Origin of the sequence: Thauera propionica, from assembly GCF_002245655.1 — a bacterium.
GTDB classification, from domain to species: Bacteria; Pseudomonadota; Gammaproteobacteria; order Burkholderiales; family Rhodocyclaceae; genus Thauera; species Thauera propionica.
Genome location: NZ_NOIH01000007.1, coordinates 257203 through 272683 on the forward strand (window position 1 = coordinate 257203; position 15481 = coordinate 272683).

At 65.7% G+C, this 15481-nt stretch carries 16 protein-coding genes and 1 pseudogene; 10 read left to right on the top strand and 7 right to left on the bottom strand.

Going from position 1 to position 15481, the window contains the following annotated elements; all coding sequences use genetic code 11:
- Positions 1-7: 7 nt before the first annotated feature.
- Genes CGK74_RS07140 through ompR form a run of 4 tightly spaced genes read right to left on the bottom strand, consistent with a single transcriptional unit; the run spans position 8 to position 3344 of the window.
- On the bottom strand, positions 8-448 hold the full coding sequence (locus CGK74_RS07140; RefSeq protein WP_094267793.1) for a group II truncated hemoglobin: 441 nt from the start codon (positions 446-448) through the stop codon (positions 8-10).
- Positions 438-1154 (bottom strand): MBL fold metallo-hydrolase, encoded by a 717-nt coding sequence (locus tag CGK74_RS07145; RefSeq protein ID WP_276206046.1) that lies wholly within the window; start codon positions 1152-1154, stop codon positions 438-440. Before CGK74_RS07145 ends, CGK74_RS07140 begins: the two co-directional genes overlap by 11 nt.
- Positions 1151-2548, bottom strand: coding sequence for an ATP-binding protein (locus CGK74_RS07150; protein ID WP_094267794.1), 1398 nt, complete (start codon positions 2546-2548; stop codon positions 1151-1153). Before CGK74_RS07150 ends, CGK74_RS07145 begins: the two co-directional genes overlap by 4 nt.
- A 34-nt stretch (positions 2549-2582) precedes the next feature.
- A complete protein-coding gene (ompR, locus tag CGK74_RS07155; protein WP_094267795.1) occupies positions 2583-3344 on the bottom strand; it encodes an osmolarity response regulator transcription factor OmpR in 762 nt (253 codons plus the stop codon).
- 314 nt (positions 3345-3658) lie between these two features.
- On the opposite strand from ompR, the gene CGK74_RS07160 reads away from it, so the two are divergent.
- From CGK74_RS07160 to CGK74_RS07175, 4 genes are all read left to right on the top strand, one after another.
- Positions 3659-3916, top strand: coding sequence for a hypothetical protein (locus tag CGK74_RS07160; RefSeq protein ID WP_094267796.1), 258 nt, complete (start codon positions 3659-3661; stop codon positions 3914-3916).
- 63 nt (positions 3917-3979) lie between these two features.
- Positions 3980-4672, top strand: coding sequence for a tRNA (adenosine(37)-N6)-threonylcarbamoyltransferase complex dimerization subunit type 1 TsaB (gene tsaB / locus CGK74_RS07165; protein WP_094267797.1), 693 nt, complete (start codon positions 3980-3982; stop codon positions 4670-4672).
- Positions 4669-5124, top strand: coding sequence for a ribosomal protein S18-alanine N-acetyltransferase (rimI, locus tag CGK74_RS07170; RefSeq protein ID WP_094267798.1), 456 nt, complete (start codon positions 4669-4671; stop codon positions 5122-5124). The genes tsaB and rimI overlap by 4 nt, the downstream gene beginning before the upstream one ends.
- A 58-nt stretch (positions 5125-5182) precedes the next feature.
- Positions 5183-6088, top strand: a complete 906-nt coding sequence (locus CGK74_RS07175; RefSeq protein ID WP_094267968.1) for a uracil-DNA glycosylase — start codon at positions 5183-5185, stop codon at positions 6086-6088.
- 18 nt (positions 6089-6106) lie between these two features.
- On the opposite strand, the gene lplT is transcribed toward CGK74_RS07175, so the two are convergent.
- Positions 6107-7357, bottom strand: coding sequence for a lysophospholipid transporter LplT (gene lplT, locus CGK74_RS07180; RefSeq protein ID WP_094267799.1), 1251 nt, complete (start codon positions 7355-7357; stop codon positions 6107-6109).
- 164 nt (positions 7358-7521) lie between these two features.
- Between lplT and CGK74_RS07185 the strand changes: the two genes are divergently transcribed.
- Positions 7522-8442: a LysR family transcriptional regulator gene (locus tag CGK74_RS07185; protein ID WP_094267800.1), complete on the top strand. Its 921-nt coding sequence runs from the start codon at positions 7522-7524 to the stop codon at positions 8440-8442.
- Positions 8442-9812, top strand: coding sequence for a DNA repair protein RadA (gene radA, locus CGK74_RS07190; RefSeq protein WP_094267801.1), 1371 nt, complete (start codon positions 8442-8444; stop codon positions 9810-9812). The genes CGK74_RS07185 and radA overlap by 1 nt, the downstream gene beginning before the upstream one ends.
- 31 nt (positions 9813-9843) lie before the next feature.
- Here radA and CGK74_RS07195 read toward each other — a convergent pair.
- Positions 9844-11970 (bottom strand): annotated as a pseudogene (locus tag CGK74_RS07195) (TonB-dependent receptor family protein).
- 81 nt (positions 11971-12051) lie between these two features.
- Positions 12052-12999: a prolyl aminopeptidase gene (gene pip / locus CGK74_RS07200; RefSeq protein WP_240498651.1), complete on the bottom strand. Its 948-nt coding sequence runs from the start codon at positions 12997-12999 to the stop codon at positions 12052-12054.
- 321 nt (positions 13000-13320) lie between these two features.
- Here pip and pqqA point away from each other — a divergent pair, with 321 nt between their 5' ends.
- The 4 genes from pqqA to pqqD are packed head-to-tail and all read left to right on the top strand — an operon-like array spanning position 13321 to position 15480.
- Positions 13321-13395 carry a pyrroloquinoline quinone precursor peptide PqqA gene (gene pqqA, locus CGK74_RS19375; RefSeq protein WP_106408400.1) on the top strand — a complete coding sequence of 25 codons (75 nt, stop codon included), beginning with the start codon at positions 13321-13323 and terminating at the stop codon, positions 13393-13395.
- Positions 13396-13451: 56 nt separating this feature from the next.
- On the top strand, positions 13452-14366 hold the full coding sequence (gene pqqB / locus CGK74_RS07210; RefSeq protein ID WP_094267803.1) for a pyrroloquinoline quinone biosynthesis protein PqqB: 915 nt from the start codon (positions 13452-13454) through the stop codon (positions 14364-14366).
- The gene (gene pqqC, locus CGK74_RS07215) at positions 14363-15202 is read left to right on the top strand and encodes a pyrroloquinoline-quinone synthase PqqC (protein WP_206186205.1); all 840 of its coding nucleotides are present in this window, start codon (positions 14363-14365) and stop codon (positions 15200-15202) included. The genes pqqB and pqqC overlap by 4 nt, the downstream gene beginning before the upstream one ends.
- Positions 15199-15480: a pyrroloquinoline quinone biosynthesis peptide chaperone PqqD gene (gene pqqD, locus CGK74_RS07220; protein WP_094267804.1), complete on the top strand. Its 282-nt coding sequence runs from the start codon at positions 15199-15201 to the stop codon at positions 15478-15480. Before pqqC ends, pqqD begins: the two co-directional genes overlap by 4 nt.
- Position 15481 lies beyond the last annotated feature (1 nt).

Below are 15481 nucleotides of genomic sequence, written 5' to 3' on the forward strand. Positions count from 1 at the left end.
GATGGAATTATAGCGATTGTTGCCCGGCCTGCTCAGCAGGCGTTTCAGCGCGGTTGCGCATGTGATTTGCCAATCCGGCGAACGCGCCGTAGAGACTCTCCCGCAGCGCCGCGTCGCAGACACACTCTTCGAGCGCAAGGCGCATGCACAGCAGCCACTGGTCGCGCTCGGCCACACCGATGGAGAAGGGAAGGTGGCGTGCGCGCATGAATGGCGGGCCGAATCGTTCGACGTAGAGGTTGGGGCCGCCCAGCCAGCCCGAGAGGAAGAGGAAGAGCTTCTCCTCAGAACCGCCGAGGTCCTCGGCGTGCAGGCGTCGCACTCCCCATGCCTCGGGCAACTCGTCCATCAGGTTGTAGAACCGCCTTACGAGAGCACGTACGGCAGCCTCACCGCCAATACGTTCGTAGGGCGTGGCGGTGGGTTCGTGTCTTTGCTCAGGAGGCATGGATATCGAGCGGGCCGGCGGACAGGCCGCAGCGCAGGTTGGCAGGCACGGCCTGTTCGATCAGGCGTGGGCGTGGTAGGTCGAGCGACTGCATCAGTTCGATGAACTCCTGGCGCGAGCGGCCGGGCACCCGCGAGTTGGTCAGTTTCTCCTGTCCGATCGAACTCACCCGCATACCCTTGTAGTCGTGCGCGGGATACACGAGGGTTTCGTCCGGCAACGTAAACAGGCGTTGCGTGATGCTGTCGTAAAGCGCGCCTGCATCACCACCCTGGAAGTCCGTCCGGCCGCAGCCGCCGATCAGCAGGGCATCGCCGGTAAACAGGCAGTTGCGCCAGCGGTAAGTCACGCAGCCCGGCGTATGGCCTGGCGTCGCGATCACGCGCATCACCTCGTCGCCGAACACCAGGGTATCCCCATCAGTGAGTTGCAAATCGGCGCAGGCGACCCCTGTGCGATGTCCGGTGGCGGTACGCGCTGTCGTATGCTCCCTGAGCACGCCTGCGCCGGTGACGTGATCCGCATGCGCGTGCGTTTCGAGCAGATAAACGAGATTCAGATCGAGCTCGCGCAGCAGCCCCAGATACATTGCGCTGTGCTCGGCGACCGTGTCGATGAGCACAGCATCGCCGGACTGCGCATCGGCGAGGAGGTAGGTAAGTGTGGAGCTTTGCTCATCGAACAACTGGCGAAAGATGATGCTCATTTGTCATTTGCCTCCCGACCGTCTTCCGGCATTCTAGCGTGGCTCGCGACGCTTCCGCCTGCGGGCAGGCGGAGAATTGCGCGCAGGCCGCCCCCTTCTCGCGGAAGGAGGTCGAGGTGGCCCTGATGGGCACGCATCACGCGGTCTACGATAGCCAGACCGAGCCCCGCCCCCTTGGTGTTCGAGCGGGCCTTCTCCAGCCGCGTGAAGGGATGGCGCATGCGTTCCACTTCGTTTTCGGGAATGCCCGGACCGCGATCGGCGACTTCAATACAGACCTCCGACTCCATGACGCCTGCCGTGACTGTCAAAGGCTTGTCCTCTCCTGCGTAACGCAGGGCATTGTCGATGAGGTTTGCGAGTGCCCGCCTGATCGACAATGCACGAGCTGGCGCGACCAGACTGTCCGGCACCGCGACCGTGATGTCGACACCCCTGAGGCGATAGGGTTCTGTGACATCCCGCACCAGGCTCGCGATGTCGATCGCCTGGGGTGGCTCCTGCGGGGTGCCACGGCCGAAATCGAGAAACTGGCCAATGATGCGGTCCATCTCTTCGATGTCGGCGACCATCGCGCTAACTTCATCCTCCGGCGCCCCGGACATCTCGATTCCCAACCGCAATCGCGCCAGGGGAGTCCTGAGATCGTGCGACACGCCGGCGAGGATAAGGGCTCGATCGGCGTCGGTGCGCGCGAGATCGCCCGCCATCTGGTTGAAGGCATGGGCGACGACGGCAATCTCCTGCGGGCCGCTTTCTTCCAGCGGCGGGGGGGTCTGTCCGCTGCCGACCAAGCGCGCTGTGCGCGCCAGGGCGCGTAATGGCTTGCCGATGCGGGACACGATCAGATATGCGCCGAGCAGTGCAGCCACGAGTGCGCCGAAACCCCATACGAGCCATCCCAGCGTGTCCGTGGTCTCGATGCGCTCTGACGGCAGCATGACCCAGTACTCGTCGAACTGGTCGTCCGGATCAAGGCGAAAGCTCACCCAGAAACCGTCGAGCGCCTTCCACCGCGACGCGAAGCGCGTGTGCTCGCCGAGTTGCCGTCGTACCTCGTCGGTCAATAGCCTGAGAGGGCGACTCCCACGCAGTGGCAGGATTTCGTCGGACGCCTCCGCCGGGTAGATGCGGATCCCTTCAAGCGCGGCAAGGTCGATCAGCAGGTCGATACGGCGTTCCGCGTGCGCGTTGATCAGCGCGGTCCGGGTCAGGTTCACGACCGACACAACCATCTGTGCCACATCACGCGCACGCGCCGGCTCCTGAAAGTAGCGGAAGATTTGCGACCAAGCGCCGAGCGACAGGATCAGCAGCAACGCGACCAGCAGGAAGGTCTGCCAGAGCAGGGTGCGCGGAAGCCACGCGGTCACGAAACGCCCCAGCGCACGCATGCGCCGGATGCTCAGAGGACGGGGCATGCCGCGCTCACTCGGCGGCGTCCGCCTCGCGTTCCTCTCCCTGGCCGCCCTTGGTGTCGTCCGGTACGAAGACGTAGCCGAAGCCCCAGACCGTCTGGATGTAGCGCGGCTTGGCGGGGTCGTCCTCGACCAGCTTGCGCAGGCGGGAAATCTGAACGTCGATCGCCCGGTCGAACACGCCGTACTCGCGGCCGCGGGCGAGTTCCATCAGCTTGTCGCGCGACAGGGGCTGCCGGGGGTGCTGCAGAAGCACCTTCAACAACGAAAACTCGCCCGTGGTGAGCTGGATTTCCTCGCCGTTGCGCTCCAGGGAGCGCGTGCCGAGATTCACGCGGACACTGCCGAAGACCACGATCTCGTCCTCGGGCGTCGGCGCGCCGGGCAGGCTCTGCGGCTGACGGCGCATGACCGCCTGGATGCGGGCAACCAGTTCGCGCGGATTGAACGGCTTGGCCACGTAATCGTCCGCACCCATTTCAAGGCCGACGATACGGTCAACGTCGTCACCCTTCGCCGTCAGCATGATGATCGGGATGTGGTTCTCGGCCGCGCGCAGTCGGCGGCAGATCGCCAGTCCATCCTCACCGGGCAGCATCAGGTCGAGCACCATCAGGTCGAAGTGCTCACGGTGCAGCGCCCGGTCCATCATCGGCGCATCACCGACGGCCTTCACGGCAAAGCCCTGTTCCTGAAGATAACGGGACAACAACTCGCGCAGTCGCGCATCGTCGTCCACCAGCAGTACGCGGTATCGTGTTTTTCCGTTCATGGCGCAAATCGTATCCTTAGTCCCGAACGCTGGCCAGTGCCCGGAATCTGCATCCCGGGGGGAGACGGGTAACGCTTCGTAAGCATGATGCCAAAAGGCAACACGCCCTTACAAAGGGCGTCTGCGATGTCGTCGCAAGACTGTTTTCGGACAGGGGAATCCCGTATGTTTCGTCCTGCGTATTACCGCGTTGCGCGTGAAAACCACCCGAACGGTAGATCATGAAGACGAGTCAACCCGCTTTCCCACAAACGTCTCACCCTGCCCGCAGAGTGCGGGTTGCGTTCGGCTTGGCGGTGTTGACGGCTTCGGTGATGGGACTGACGAGCAGCAGCGCCTTGGCACGCAGTCCGAATGCGTCGCCTGTCCTGCAGGACAGCGAAGGGGTTCTGATCGAGCGGCCGCGTGGCGACCTGCGCCGCGTCCTGATCTCTAACCATGAATCGCAGGAAGCTCCACCCGCCCGACGCCGCCTGAACGCGGAAGAGCGGGACGCCCTGCACCGCGATCTGCGCGACGCGATGCGCGGTGCCTATCCGGAGAACGCCGTAGGGCGCAAAAAGGGGCGCTGAGGCTCAATGCCTTTGCCGCGCGCGGCGCGCGCTGGGCCTCCAAGCCGTTAGAATACGGCGATCATGAAAATCCTGGCTATCGAAGCGTCGAGCGAGCAGGGCAGTGTTGCGTTACTCGTCGACGGAGCAATTCTCAGCCGCCGAATCGACGGGGCTGCCAATCATTCCGAATCCGTCCTGCGCGACATTGCTGCGCTGTTGAGCGAGGCCGGCCTGACCGTGGGCCAACTGGACGCAGTCGCTTTCGGTGCGGGGCCCGGCGCCTTCACCGGGCTTCGGCTCGCCTGCGGCGTAGCCCAGGGGCTTGCCCTGGGCGCGGGGCTTGGCATTGCCACCGTGGGCAGTCTCGATGCGTTGGCGCTGCAGGCCAGCGCGCCAAGGGTTTTCGTCGCCACCGATGCGCGCATGGGCGAGGTTTACCACGCAGCGTATGTGCGTGACGAAGACGGAACCCCCAGGCTCGTCAGCGGCCCACGCTGCGATGTACCTGAAGATATCGAACTGCTGGAGGGGCACTGGACTGCGGTCGGGTCCGCGTTCGCAGTCTGGCCGGATGCCCTTCGTCATCGTCTGGCGATGTTCATCGACGACTGCCGCGACAATCTCGTCGCGCGAGCGGATGAAGTCGCCGTGCTCGGCGCCCGCATGGCCGTCAGCAGCCGCTTGCTCCCCCCGGAACAGGCCGCGCCGCTCTACGTCCGCGACAAGGTCGCACTGACGACCGCTGAGCGCCTTGCACGTGGAGGACGTGCGTGAACGAGGGCGCCATCCGCCATTTTTCTCCCCTGACGCCGAACGACCTCGATTGGGTCCACGCCCAGGAGGTCGATCTGCATCCCTTCCCGTGGACACGGGGCAATTTCGCCGACTCGCTGACGGCGGGCCATGGCGCGTGGCTCATGCGCGTCGACAACGAGCGCGTCGGCTACGCAGTGGTACTCAAGGTGCTGGACGAGGCTCATCTGCTCAACATCAGCGTCGCTCGGGCCGCGCAGGGCAAGGGGCACGGCAGGGCGCTGCTGGAGTGGCTCCAGTTAACCGCAAAGCGGAATGGGGCGGGGCAGTTCTTCCTGGAAGTACGCCCGTCAAATCTCGCCGGGCTTGCCTTGTATCGCTCGCAGGGATTCGAACAGATCGGTCGACGCAAGGGCTACTACCCCGCGGCCGGGGGACGGGAAGACGCCATCGTGATGCGCCGGGAGCTCTGATTTCATGGCCCGTGCTGCCGCAAGGATCACGTCCCGGCGCGACGCCGTTCTGCGCGAGATGGGCCTCGGCCCGGTCTGGCGTCTGCGCACCGCTGTCGAGGAAGAAGCCCCCGCTCCGCCGGAAGCGTCGGCTGCGGCTCAACGTGAGTCTGCCTCACCGATCGCCCCAGACTTTGTGCCACACGCACGCGCGGTCGCAGACACACTGGTTTCGGCACAGGTCGTGCCGGCGGCACATGTCGCCGAAGCCATTGTGCCGCCACGCCATTCCGTTGCATCGCCTGCAGCATCCTCGCGGAACCGCGCTGGGACCGAGGACAGACCGCGCCCAACGACGCCCGCCGGTGTCGTGGCAATGCGTGATCCGGCCCGTTCCGAACGAATCGCGACACTGGACTGGACGTCCCTCGAGGCCGACATGCGAACGTGCTCCGCCTGCGTACTCTGCGAGCGCCGCAATCAGGCGGTCCCCGGCATCGGCGACCGCCACGCGAGCTGGATGTTCGTCGGAGAAGGGCCGGGCAGCGAGGAGGACCAGCGCGGTGAACCCTTCGTCGGCCAGGCGGGGAGGCTGCTCGACAACATGCTTGCAGCGATCGGCCTGCAGCGGGGGGAGGACGTCTACATCGCCAATGCGGTGAAGTGCCGCCCGCCGCACAATCGCACTCCGGCACCGGAGGAGATCAGCAGCTGCCGTCCGTACCTCGAGCGTCAGATCGCGCTCGTGCAACCCACGGTGCTGGTCGCGCTCGGACGTCCCGCCGCGCTGGCGCTGCTCGAGAGCGAAGTCAGCATCGGCGCCGCGCGCGGGCGCAGTTTCGACTACAAAGGCATTCCGGTGGTGGTGACCTACCACCCCGCCTACCTGCTGCGCAATCCGCAGGACAAGGGCAAGGCGTGGGCCGATCTCTGCCTCGCACGCCGTATCGTGGCAGAGCGGAAACGGGGCGCGGCGAGCAACTGAAGCCCGCGCGATCCGCCCTTAGTGGGCGCGGTCTTCAAGCAGGGAGACGTTGTCGAACTCGCGCTGGTTGGCCTCATGGCGGCGCTTGACCATCAGCATCGTTCCGGCGACGAAGAGGCCGAACAGCACGATCACGACGTCGATCGACAGGCCGAACATGATCAGCAGGGCATAGGTGCCGGTCATCACCAGTATCGACAGGTTCTCATTGAAGTTCTGCACCGCGATCGAATGGCCCGCACCCATCAGGATGTGCCCGCGGTGCTGGAGCAGGGCGTTCATCGGCACCACGAAGAAGCCGGCCAGCGCGCCGACGACCACCATCAGCGCCATGGCGACGGTTGTGTTGGTGACGAAGATCATCGAGATCACGCCGATACCCATCGCGATGCCGAGCGGAATCACCCGCACGGCCTTGCGCAACGTGACGTAGCGCGCAGCCAGGATGGATCCGACTGCAACACCGACTGCAACGACGCCCTGCATCATCGAGGCCTGTGACAGGCTCATGCTCAGGTTGTGCTCGGCCCACTTGATCACGATGAACTGCAGCGTAGCCCCGGCGCCCCAGAACAGCGTCGTCACCGCGAGCGAAATCTGCCCGAGCTTGTCGCGCCACAACAGGTGCAGACAGTGGTTGAAGTCATGCAGCAGGTATAGCGGATTGTTCTTCAGCGGCTTGTGGTCGACGCCGGTATCCGGGATGTAGAAGTTGAAGCCCGCGGCGATCAGGTAGAGCGAACCGATGACCAGTACGCCAGCCTCGAACGGCGTATCGACGAAGGGAAGGCCGAGGCCCATGAGGAAGCCCGCAACGTCGCCACGAATCATGAGGCCACCCATCACCGTGCCGATGATGATGGCGCCAACCGTCAGACCCTCGATCCAGCCGTTTGCGACGACCAGCAGGCGGTGCGGCAGGTACTCGGTGAGAATGCCGTACTTGGCCGGCGAGTAGGCTGCTGCGCCGAGCCCGATAATGGCGTAGGCGAACAGGGGATGGACGCCAAGGAAGAGCATCAGACAGCCGCCGATCTTGATCGTGTTGCTGATCAGCATCACGCGCCACTTCGGCATCGAGTCGGCAAAGGCGCCGACGAAGGCGGCCAGCGCCACGTAGGAAACGGTGAAGAACAGCTTGAGCAGGGGCTCGTATTCCGAAGGGGCGGCCATGTCCCGCAACAAGGCAATGGCGACGATGAGCAGGGCGTTATCCGCAAGCGCAGAAAAGAACTGCGCCGCCATGATGATGTAGAAGCCGAACGGCATCGTGTGGACCGGGCAACAAGTTGTCGGGAGCGCGGTTTATAACACGAAGCCTTGACGCCTGCGCTGACGTGGATCACGCAGAATGAGGACCGTGTTTTCCGGGGTGTGCAAGGGCGTACTGGTTTATGATCTAATTCACACAATAAATCATACTTATCTACACCATGGCTGATCGCAGACTTCAGGTATTCCATGCCGTGGCCAAGCACGGCTCATTCACCCGTGCCGCCGAGCATCTCTACATGACGCAGCCGGCCGTCACCTTCCAGATCAAGCAGTTGGAGGAACACTTCGACACCCGTCTGCTCGATCGCGGCCACGGCAAGATCACGTTGACGCCCGCAGGTGAGCTGGTGCTCGCCTACGCCGAGCGCATTCTCGGCCTATCGGCGGAGCTCGATTCACGCGTCTCCGAAATGACCGACGAGCTCGCCGGCCAGATCAAGATCGGCACCAGCACCACGATCGCCGCCTACTGGCTGCCGACCATCCTCGAAGGCTTCAAGCGCAAGTACCCGCGGGTGCTGCCGCGCGTCGTGGTCGGCAATTCGAAACTGACCGAGGACAGCGTCGCGGCACGCGACCTCGACATCGGGCTCATCGAAATCGTCACCGAGCAGCACACCATCGAGCGCCGTAGCGCCGCACGCGACGAACTCATGGTCATCTGCAGCCCGGACCATCCGCTGGCCAAGTTCGACAAGCTGACCGCCAAGGACCTGGTTGGCCATCCCTTCATCGACCGCGATCCTGGCAACGGCATCCGCCAGATCGCCGACGAGTTCTTCGAGGCCGCTGGCATCGCCGGCAGCGAGATCACCCTGTGCGCCGAAGTCGGCAGCCTGGCCACGATCAAGCAACTGGCCGCCGCCGGCCTCGGGTTCGCGATTGCCTCCGAACGCGCGATTCGCCGCGACGTGGCCGAGGGCCGCCTCGCCGCCATCCGCCTCGAACCGCGCATCTACACGCCGCTGGAAGTGATCGTACCGCGCGACAAGTTCCGTTCGCGCCTGATCACGGCCTTTGCCGACTATGCATGCGACGAGTTCGCACGCATGGCGCAGGACAAGGATACCGTGAGCTGATGGCGAAGGCGAAGTCGGCCTTCGTCTGTAGCGAATGCGGCGCGCAGGTGCCGCGCTGGCAGGGGCAGTGCCCCCAGTGCCACGCCTGGAACACCCTCAGCGAAACGATCATCGAGAGCGGCCCCTCCGCAGGGAGTCGCTTTGCCGCACTGGCCGGACAGACGAGCCGGCTGCAACCGCTGTCCTCGCTGCAGCCGCGCGAGGAACCGCGCCAGCCCACCGGTCTGGACGAGTTCGACCGCGTGCTGGGCGGCGGCCTCGTCGCGGGCGGCGTCGTGCTGATCGGCGGCGACCCGGGCATCGGCAAGTCAACGCTGCTGCTGCAGGCCCTGTCAAACCTGTCGGCCGCGCACAAAGTGGTCTACGTCAGCGGCGAGGAGTCCGGCGAACAGGTGGCGCTGCGCGCGCATCGTCTGCAACTTCCGCCATCCGAGCTGCAGATGCTCGCCGAAATCAACCTCGAGCGCATCCTGCACACGCTGCGCGAATCCCGCCCGCGCGTGGCGGTCATCGATTCGATCCAGACGGTGTACTCTGAGGCCCTGCAGTCGGCCCCGGGTTCGGTCGCCCAGGTGCGCGAGTGTGCCGCGCAGCTCACGCGCTTTGCCAAGCAGAGCGGCACCAGCCTGATCCTGGTCGGCCATGTCACCAAGGACGGCACGCTCGCCGGCCCGCGTGTACTCGAGCACATTGTCGACACCGTGCTGTATTTCGAGGGCGACACGCATTCGAGCTTCCGTCTGATCCGCGCTTTCAAGAATCGCTTCGGCGCGGTCAACGAGCTCGGCGTGTTCGCCATGACCGAGCGCGGGCTGCGCGGCGTATCCAACCCGTCGGCGATCTTCCTGTCGCAGCATTCGCAGCAGGTCGCAGGCAGCTGCGTGCTGATCACGCAGGAGGGCACGCGTCCGCTGCTGGTCGAGGTGCAGGCGCTGGTCGATGCCTCGCAGAGCCCCAATCCGCGGCGGCTGTCGGTCGGCCTCGAGCCGACCCGGCTGGCCATGCTGCTCGCGGTCATGCACCGCCATGCAGGGGTGGTGTGCTTCGATCAGGACGTGTTCGTGAATGCGGTGGGTGGGGTCAAGATCACCGAGCCGGCGGCCGACCTGGCCATCCTGTTCGCAATCGTGTCCTCGCTACGCGACCGTCCGCTGCGCCGCGGCCTGGCGGTGTTCGGCGAGGTCGGCCTGGCCGGCGAAATCCGCCCGGCGCCGCGCGGGCAGGAGCGCCTCAAGGAGGCGGCCAAGCTCGGCTTCGACGTCGCGATCGTGCCCAAGGCCAACGCCCCCAAGCAGGCCATCGACGGCCTGAAGGTCATCGCCGTTGACCGCGTCGAGGAAGCGCTGGAGAAGATGCGCGAGCTGGAGTAGGGCGCAGCTTGCGCCCCATCTCCCGCCAGACTCAGAAGCTGTAGGTCGCGCGCACGCCGCCGTAGAGGCTGCGTTCGGGGCCCGGCTCGTAGTAGCGCCCCTGCGCATCGCCAACGATCACCGAGCCGATGTGCTCGCGGTCGAACACGTTGTCGAGGCGCAGCAACTGGGCGAACGTCCAGGGGCCGGATTTCTGCTCGGCCGACAGCCTCAGATTCACCAGCGTATAGGCCGGCGCGGGCCTGGCATCGTTGAGGTCGTTGACCTCGACCTTGCTGCGCTAGATCGCCTCGGCCGCGACTGTCAGGCCACTGCGCACGGACCACGCCAGCTCGCCAAACACGCTCACCTCAGGGATGCCGGGAATGCGGTTGCCGGAAGGCACGGTGGTGCCGCGGCTCACGAAGGCGTCGTCATAGCGTGCATCCAGCCAGGTCACAGCCCCTCGTGCGACCAGACCGGCCTGCAGTTCCGATTCCACCGACAGCTCGACGCCCTTGCGCTTGGTCTTGCCCGCGTTGGTGTAGCTGGTACGCCCGCCGGACGACTCGGCAACGACGATCTCGTCGTCCGTTCCGATCTGGAAGAGCGCGACATTCACGCGGGTCGCATCACCCACGATCGCCTTGAGGCCGACTTCGGCCTGTTTGCTGGTCGAAGGTTTCAAGTCGAAATTGAAGCCGGTGCTCGGCGATGCGTACGAAAGCTCGTTCAGCGTCGGCGTCTCGAAGCCCTCGCCGTAGCTCGCATAAACGTTTACGGCCGGGCTCAGCGCGTACGCGACCCCGAGGGCAGGCGTCGTTTCGCTGTACGAGACCGAGCCGCTGTCGTCGCCATTGCCGGGCACGATGTAGCGGTCGTCGACCTTGAAGCGCACCTTGGAGTGGCGCACGCCGGCGGTCCACAGCCAGTCGCCTTGCTTCCATTGGGCCTGCAGGTAGGGATCGGTGCTCGTGATCGTGTCAGTCTCGTTGCGCCTCAGCGTCCCCTTGACGCCCAGCACGCTGCCGATGAAGTTCTGGTAGCCGCGACGCGCGTCCTCGGCTTCGTCGTAGTCGATACCCGCCGTCACGGTCAGCAGGCCGGTGCCCAGGTTGCGCTCCGCGATCCAGCGCGCGCCACCGCCAAAGAAGTCTCGGTCGAAATCGACGACGCCCCCGGCATGGCGCGGCGCGGCCTGCGGCCCGGTCGGGATGGACTGATACTGTGTCACGCTGCGCGTGCCGGAATAGGCCGAGAGCTGCAGGCGGTCCCGGCCGAAACGGCGCTCATAGGTCACGCCGCCCTGCAAATGGTCGATGCTCTTGCGGGTGTTGTTGTCGAGGGCGACCTGTTCCACCCCGCGCGGATCACGCTTGTAGGTCTCCCAGGTGACGCCCAGCGGGTCTTCGGTGTCCTTCTGGCGCAAGCCGCTGCCCACCAGCGTGAGCTTGCTGTCCTCGTCCGGCCGCAAGGTGATCTTGGCGAAGCCCTGGTCGCGACGCGCCTCGCTGTGGTCACGATAGCCGTCGGTGTCCAGACGCGAAGCGTCGAGCACGAAGCCGACGCCGTTCTTCTCGCCTTCGGTCCCGAGACCGAAACGCGTCGTACCCCACGACCCGGCAGTCACGCCACCGGTGATGCGCGGCGGGCCTTCACCGTCGCGCGAGAAGAGCTGGATAACGCCGCCCGCGTGGTTGCCATACACGGTGGAGAAGGGGCCGCGCAGCACCTCGATGCGCTCGGCGGTGTCGAGATTGAAGGTCGCCGCCTGCCCCTGTCCATCGGGATTCGAGGCCGGAATGCCGTCGGCGATGAGCTTCACCCCACGCACGCCAAAGGCCGCACGTGCGCCGAAACCGCGCACCGAGATCTGCAGATCCTGCGCGTAGTTCTGGCGGTTCTGGATCACGAGGCCCGGCACGCCGTTGAGCGCCTCCGAGACGTTTACGCGCAGGTTGCCCTCCTGGGTGCCGCGCATATCAACGACGTCGACGGAATACGGCAAGTCGAAGCTCTCGGTCTCGACCCGGCTACCGGTGACGACGACCGGATTGAGCATCACCGGCGTTGCAGCCGCATCCTGCGCGGCCGCCGGCGCGACGCACAGCAAGCTGGACGGGAGAAGGGCAGCCGCAACGAGACGGGGCAGGGGCTTCAAGGCGGGCGCGCGTTGCATGGCGATTTCTACTCCAATAGGGTGTTGGCCGATTTTGGACTTCTGTGCCCCCGCTTACATCATCCCCATCGGGAGTCGGCACTAGCGATTTTCATGAGCACAGCCAGCCACGGCCTCGAAATGACCATTTCGATCGAAGCTGCGCAGTGCTTCAATGATCGCCCGGCTCATGGCAGTCTCGAACGGGCTATGTCCCGCGCCGTCCACGAAGACCAGCCGGCTGCCCGGCACCGCCCGGTGCAGGCGCCACGCATTGACCGGGCGGCATACCAGGTCGAGACGGCCGTGCAAAATGCAGACCGGCATCACGGCAAGGCGGTTCGCCATGCCGAGCAAGGCCTCGTCACCAAGGAAGCACGCGTGCGCCAGGTAGTGAGCTTGCACCCGATACTTGTCGATGGCGGCCTGCAGCGCCGGGACGTCCAGTTCGGGCAGGGCTGGCGGCGCCATGCCGGGTGCCCCCACTGCGGCTTCCCAGGCCATCCAGGCCCTTACCGCCTGTGCGGCGAGGTTCGGGTCAACCGCATGGACCGCCGCCAACAGTTGCGCCGCGACGCGCTCCGGCGTGGCCGCGCCGACACCTTCGATCAGCTGCGTCCACGCTTCGGGTGCCAGGGCTCCGGCGCCCTGGAAGAACCAGTCAATGTCTTCGCGACCGGTCAGGAAGATGCCGCGCAACAGCGCGCCGAGACAGCGCGCAGGATGGCTTGCGCAGTAGGCGACACCGAGGCTAGCCCCCCACGACCCGCCCACCACCAGCCAGGCATCGATGCCCAGGTGGGCACGCAGCAACTCGATGTCTGCGATCAGGTGCGGCGTGGTATTTGCGGCGAGCCCGCCCCGGGGCAGGCTGCGTCCGCAGCCGCGTTGGTCGAACAGCACCACCCGGAAGCGCTCGGCATCGAACAACTGCCGGTGCCGCGGGCAGCAGCCACTGCCCGGGCCGCCATGCAGGAACACCACCGGCAGGCCGTCCGGGTTTCCGCACTGCTCGTAGTAGAGACGATGCCCGTCGCCCACCGCGAGCATGCCGGTGTCGAACGGCTCGAGCGGCGGAAACAGGACAGCCTCCGTCTCGACGCCCGCAAGGGCGGGCTCGCCAACTGGGGCGGAAACGGAATCGCAAGCGCTGCCTGCGTGGTTGTCAGTCCTTGGGGTGCCAGACTTCTTGCTCATGTGTCGATCTTAGGCGCTCGACAGGTGTCGCAGGGCGTCGAAAGCGCATCTCATGAAAATCATGAGGCCAGGTTCCACGTCCTCACGATGCCTCACACCGGCAACTCCCCCATGATGCATCGCGTGGCCTTGCCCGACAGGGCCACGAAAACCAACACCGACAGGAGACACATCATGAAATGGGAAACCCCGGCCGCCTGCGATTTTCGTTTCGGCTTTGAAATCACGATGTACATCGCCAACCGCTGATCCAGGCCGACAGGGCGGCTCCTCGGAGCCGCCCTGTCACGTTTACCGGAGGTCGCGTGAGGATTCACGTACTGGGCTCTGCCGCCGGCGGCGGTTTTCCGCAGTGGAACTGCAACTGCACGAACTGCGACGGCGTGCGCAAGGGCCGCATCCGCACTTCGGCACGCACGCAGTCGTCGATCGCCGCCAGCGGCGACGGTGAGAGCTGGGTGCTGTTCAACGCTTCACCCGACGTACTGCAGCAGATCCGCAGCTTCCCGGCGCTGCAACCGGCGCGTGCGCTGCGCGACACGGCGATCGCCGCGATCGTGCTGATCGACGCCCAGATCGACCACACCACCGGCCTCTACATGCTGCGCGAACATCGCAAGCCCTGGCCGGTGTGGTGCACGCCCGGCGTGCGCGAGGACCTGTCGGTCGGCAACCCCATCTTCGGCGTACTGGCGCACTACGCCGGCGTCGACTGGCGCGCGCTGCCGCTCGACGACCGCTTCTCCATCGACGGCGCCCCGGGTCTCGCCTTCGAGGCCTTGTCGCTGACCAGCAATGCGCCGCCGTACTCCCCGCACCGCGATAAGCCGCAACCCGGCGACAACATTGGCGTCACGCTCGTCGACGCGACAAGTGGCAAGCGGGTTTTCTATGCGCCGGGGCTGGGCGAAATGGAAGCCCATGTGTGGACCGCCATGCAGCGCGCCGACTGCGTGCTCGTCGACGGCACGCTGTGGACCGACGACGAGATGATCCGCCTCGACGCCTCGTCCAAGACCTCGCGCGCCATGGGTCACCTGCCGCAGTCCGGCCCGGGCGGCATGCTCGAATGGCTGGAGCAGTTGCCGCAAACCACACGCAAGATACTGATTCACATCAACAATACCAACCCCATCCTCGACGAGGACAGCCCGCAGCGCGCCGAGTTGAGCGCCCGCGGCATCGAGGTCGCTTTTGACGGCATGGAGATCGCCCTGTGAACGCCCGCATGCAGACCGCCGCACCGCCCGAAGCTGCCCACGCCGAACTCCTCTCCGCCCGCGGCGCCGGCGCCGGCGACCTGCCGCCCTGGAGTGCAGAAGAATTCGAAGCCCTGCTGCGCGAGAAGGGCACGAGCTACCACATCTACCATCCGTTTCACGTGATGATGGCCGAGGGCAGGCTCACGCGTTCGCAGTTGCAGGGCTGGGTCGCGAACCGCTTCTACTATCAGATCGCCATTCCGGTGAAGGACGCCGCGATCCTGTCGAATTGCAGCGACCGCGAGATCCGCCGTGAGTGGATCCAGCGCATCCTCGACCACGACGGCTATGCTCAGTTGGGTGATGGCGGTGGCATCCACGACCCCGGCGGTATCGAGGCGTGGATCCGGCTGGGCGAGGCGGTGGGCCTCAGCCGCGACGACGTCACCTCGCTGCGCTACGTGGCGCCCGCAGCGCGCTTCGCGGTCGACGCCTACATCAACTTCGCCCGCCAGCGCCCGTGGCAGGAAGCGGTCGCCTCCAGCCTCACCGAACTGTTCGCGCCGCACATCCATCAGCAGCGCATCGACACCTGGCCGACGCAGTACCCCTGGGTCGACACCGCCGGCCTGCAGTACTTCAGGAACCGCCTCACCCAGGCGCGGCGCGACGTCGAGCACGGCCTGCGCTTCACGCTCGATTACTTCAGCCAGAGCCGCGCGCTGCAGCAGCGCGCGCTCGACATCCTGCAATTCAAGCTCGACGTGCTGTGGGCGCTGGCCGACGCAATCATGTTGAGCCAGTGCGAGGTGCACATTGCCGGACCGCGCGAACTGGGGGCGAGGGCGCAATGACCGAGGCCGCTGTTTTCAGCCCCGACGCCTACCCCCGCATCTCGCGCAAGTTCCGCCTGCAGTGGGAGGACGCGCAGCAGGCCTGGGTGCTGCTGTACCCCGAGGGGATGGTGAAGCTCAACCAGAGCGCCGGCGAGATCCTGCAGCGCTGCGACGGCACGCGCAGCACGCTCGACATCGTCGCCGACCTCGAACAGGCCTTCGCCACCACCGGGCTGCTCGCCGACGTGCAGGCTTTCCTCGGCATGGCAAGGCAGCAGCACTGGATCGAGGGCTGAC

Excerpts from the sequence above, each read along its gene's own strand:
- CGK74_RS07160 (WP_094267796.1), top strand. The coding sequence starts at position 3,659 with ATGGGACTGACGAGCAGCAGCGCCTTGGCACGCAGTCCGAATGCGTCG.
- CGK74_RS07140 (WP_094267793.1), bottom strand. The coding sequence starts at position 448 with ATGCCTCCTGAGCAAAGACACGAACCCACCGCCACGCCCTACGAACGT.
- pqqD (WP_094267804.1), top strand. The coding sequence starts at position 15,199 with ATGACCGAGGCCGCTGTTTTCAGCCCCGACGCCTACCCCCGCATCTCG.
- pip (WP_240498651.1), bottom strand. The coding sequence starts at position 12,999 with ATGCTCGCGGTGGGCGACGGGCATCGTCTCTACTACGAGCAGTGCGGA.
- ompR (WP_094267795.1), bottom strand. The coding sequence starts at position 3,344 with ATGAACGGAAAAACACGATACCGCGTACTGCTGGTGGACGACGATGCG.
- lplT (WP_094267799.1), bottom strand. The coding sequence starts at position 7,357 with ATGCCGTTCGGCTTCTACATCATCATGGCGGCGCAGTTCTTTTCTGCG.
- CGK74_RS07175 (WP_094267968.1), top strand. The coding sequence starts at position 5,183 with ATGGGCCTCGGCCCGGTCTGGCGTCTGCGCACCGCTGTCGAGGAAGAA.
- CGK74_RS07145 (WP_276206046.1), bottom strand. The coding sequence starts at position 1,154 with ATGAGCATCATCTTTCGCCAGTTGTTCGATGAGCAAAGCTCCACACTT.
- tsaB (WP_094267797.1), top strand. The coding sequence starts at position 3,980 with ATGAAAATCCTGGCTATCGAAGCGTCGAGCGAGCAGGGCAGTGTTGCG.
- radA (WP_094267801.1), top strand. The coding sequence starts at position 8,442 with ATGGCGAAGGCGAAGTCGGCCTTCGTCTGTAGCGAATGCGGCGCGCAG.
- CGK74_RS07185 (WP_094267800.1), top strand. The coding sequence starts at position 7,522 with ATGGCTGATCGCAGACTTCAGGTATTCCATGCCGTGGCCAAGCACGGC.
- CGK74_RS07150 (WP_094267794.1), bottom strand. The coding sequence starts at position 2,548 with ATGCGTGCGCTGGGGCGTTTCGTGACCGCGTGGCTTCCGCGCACCCTG.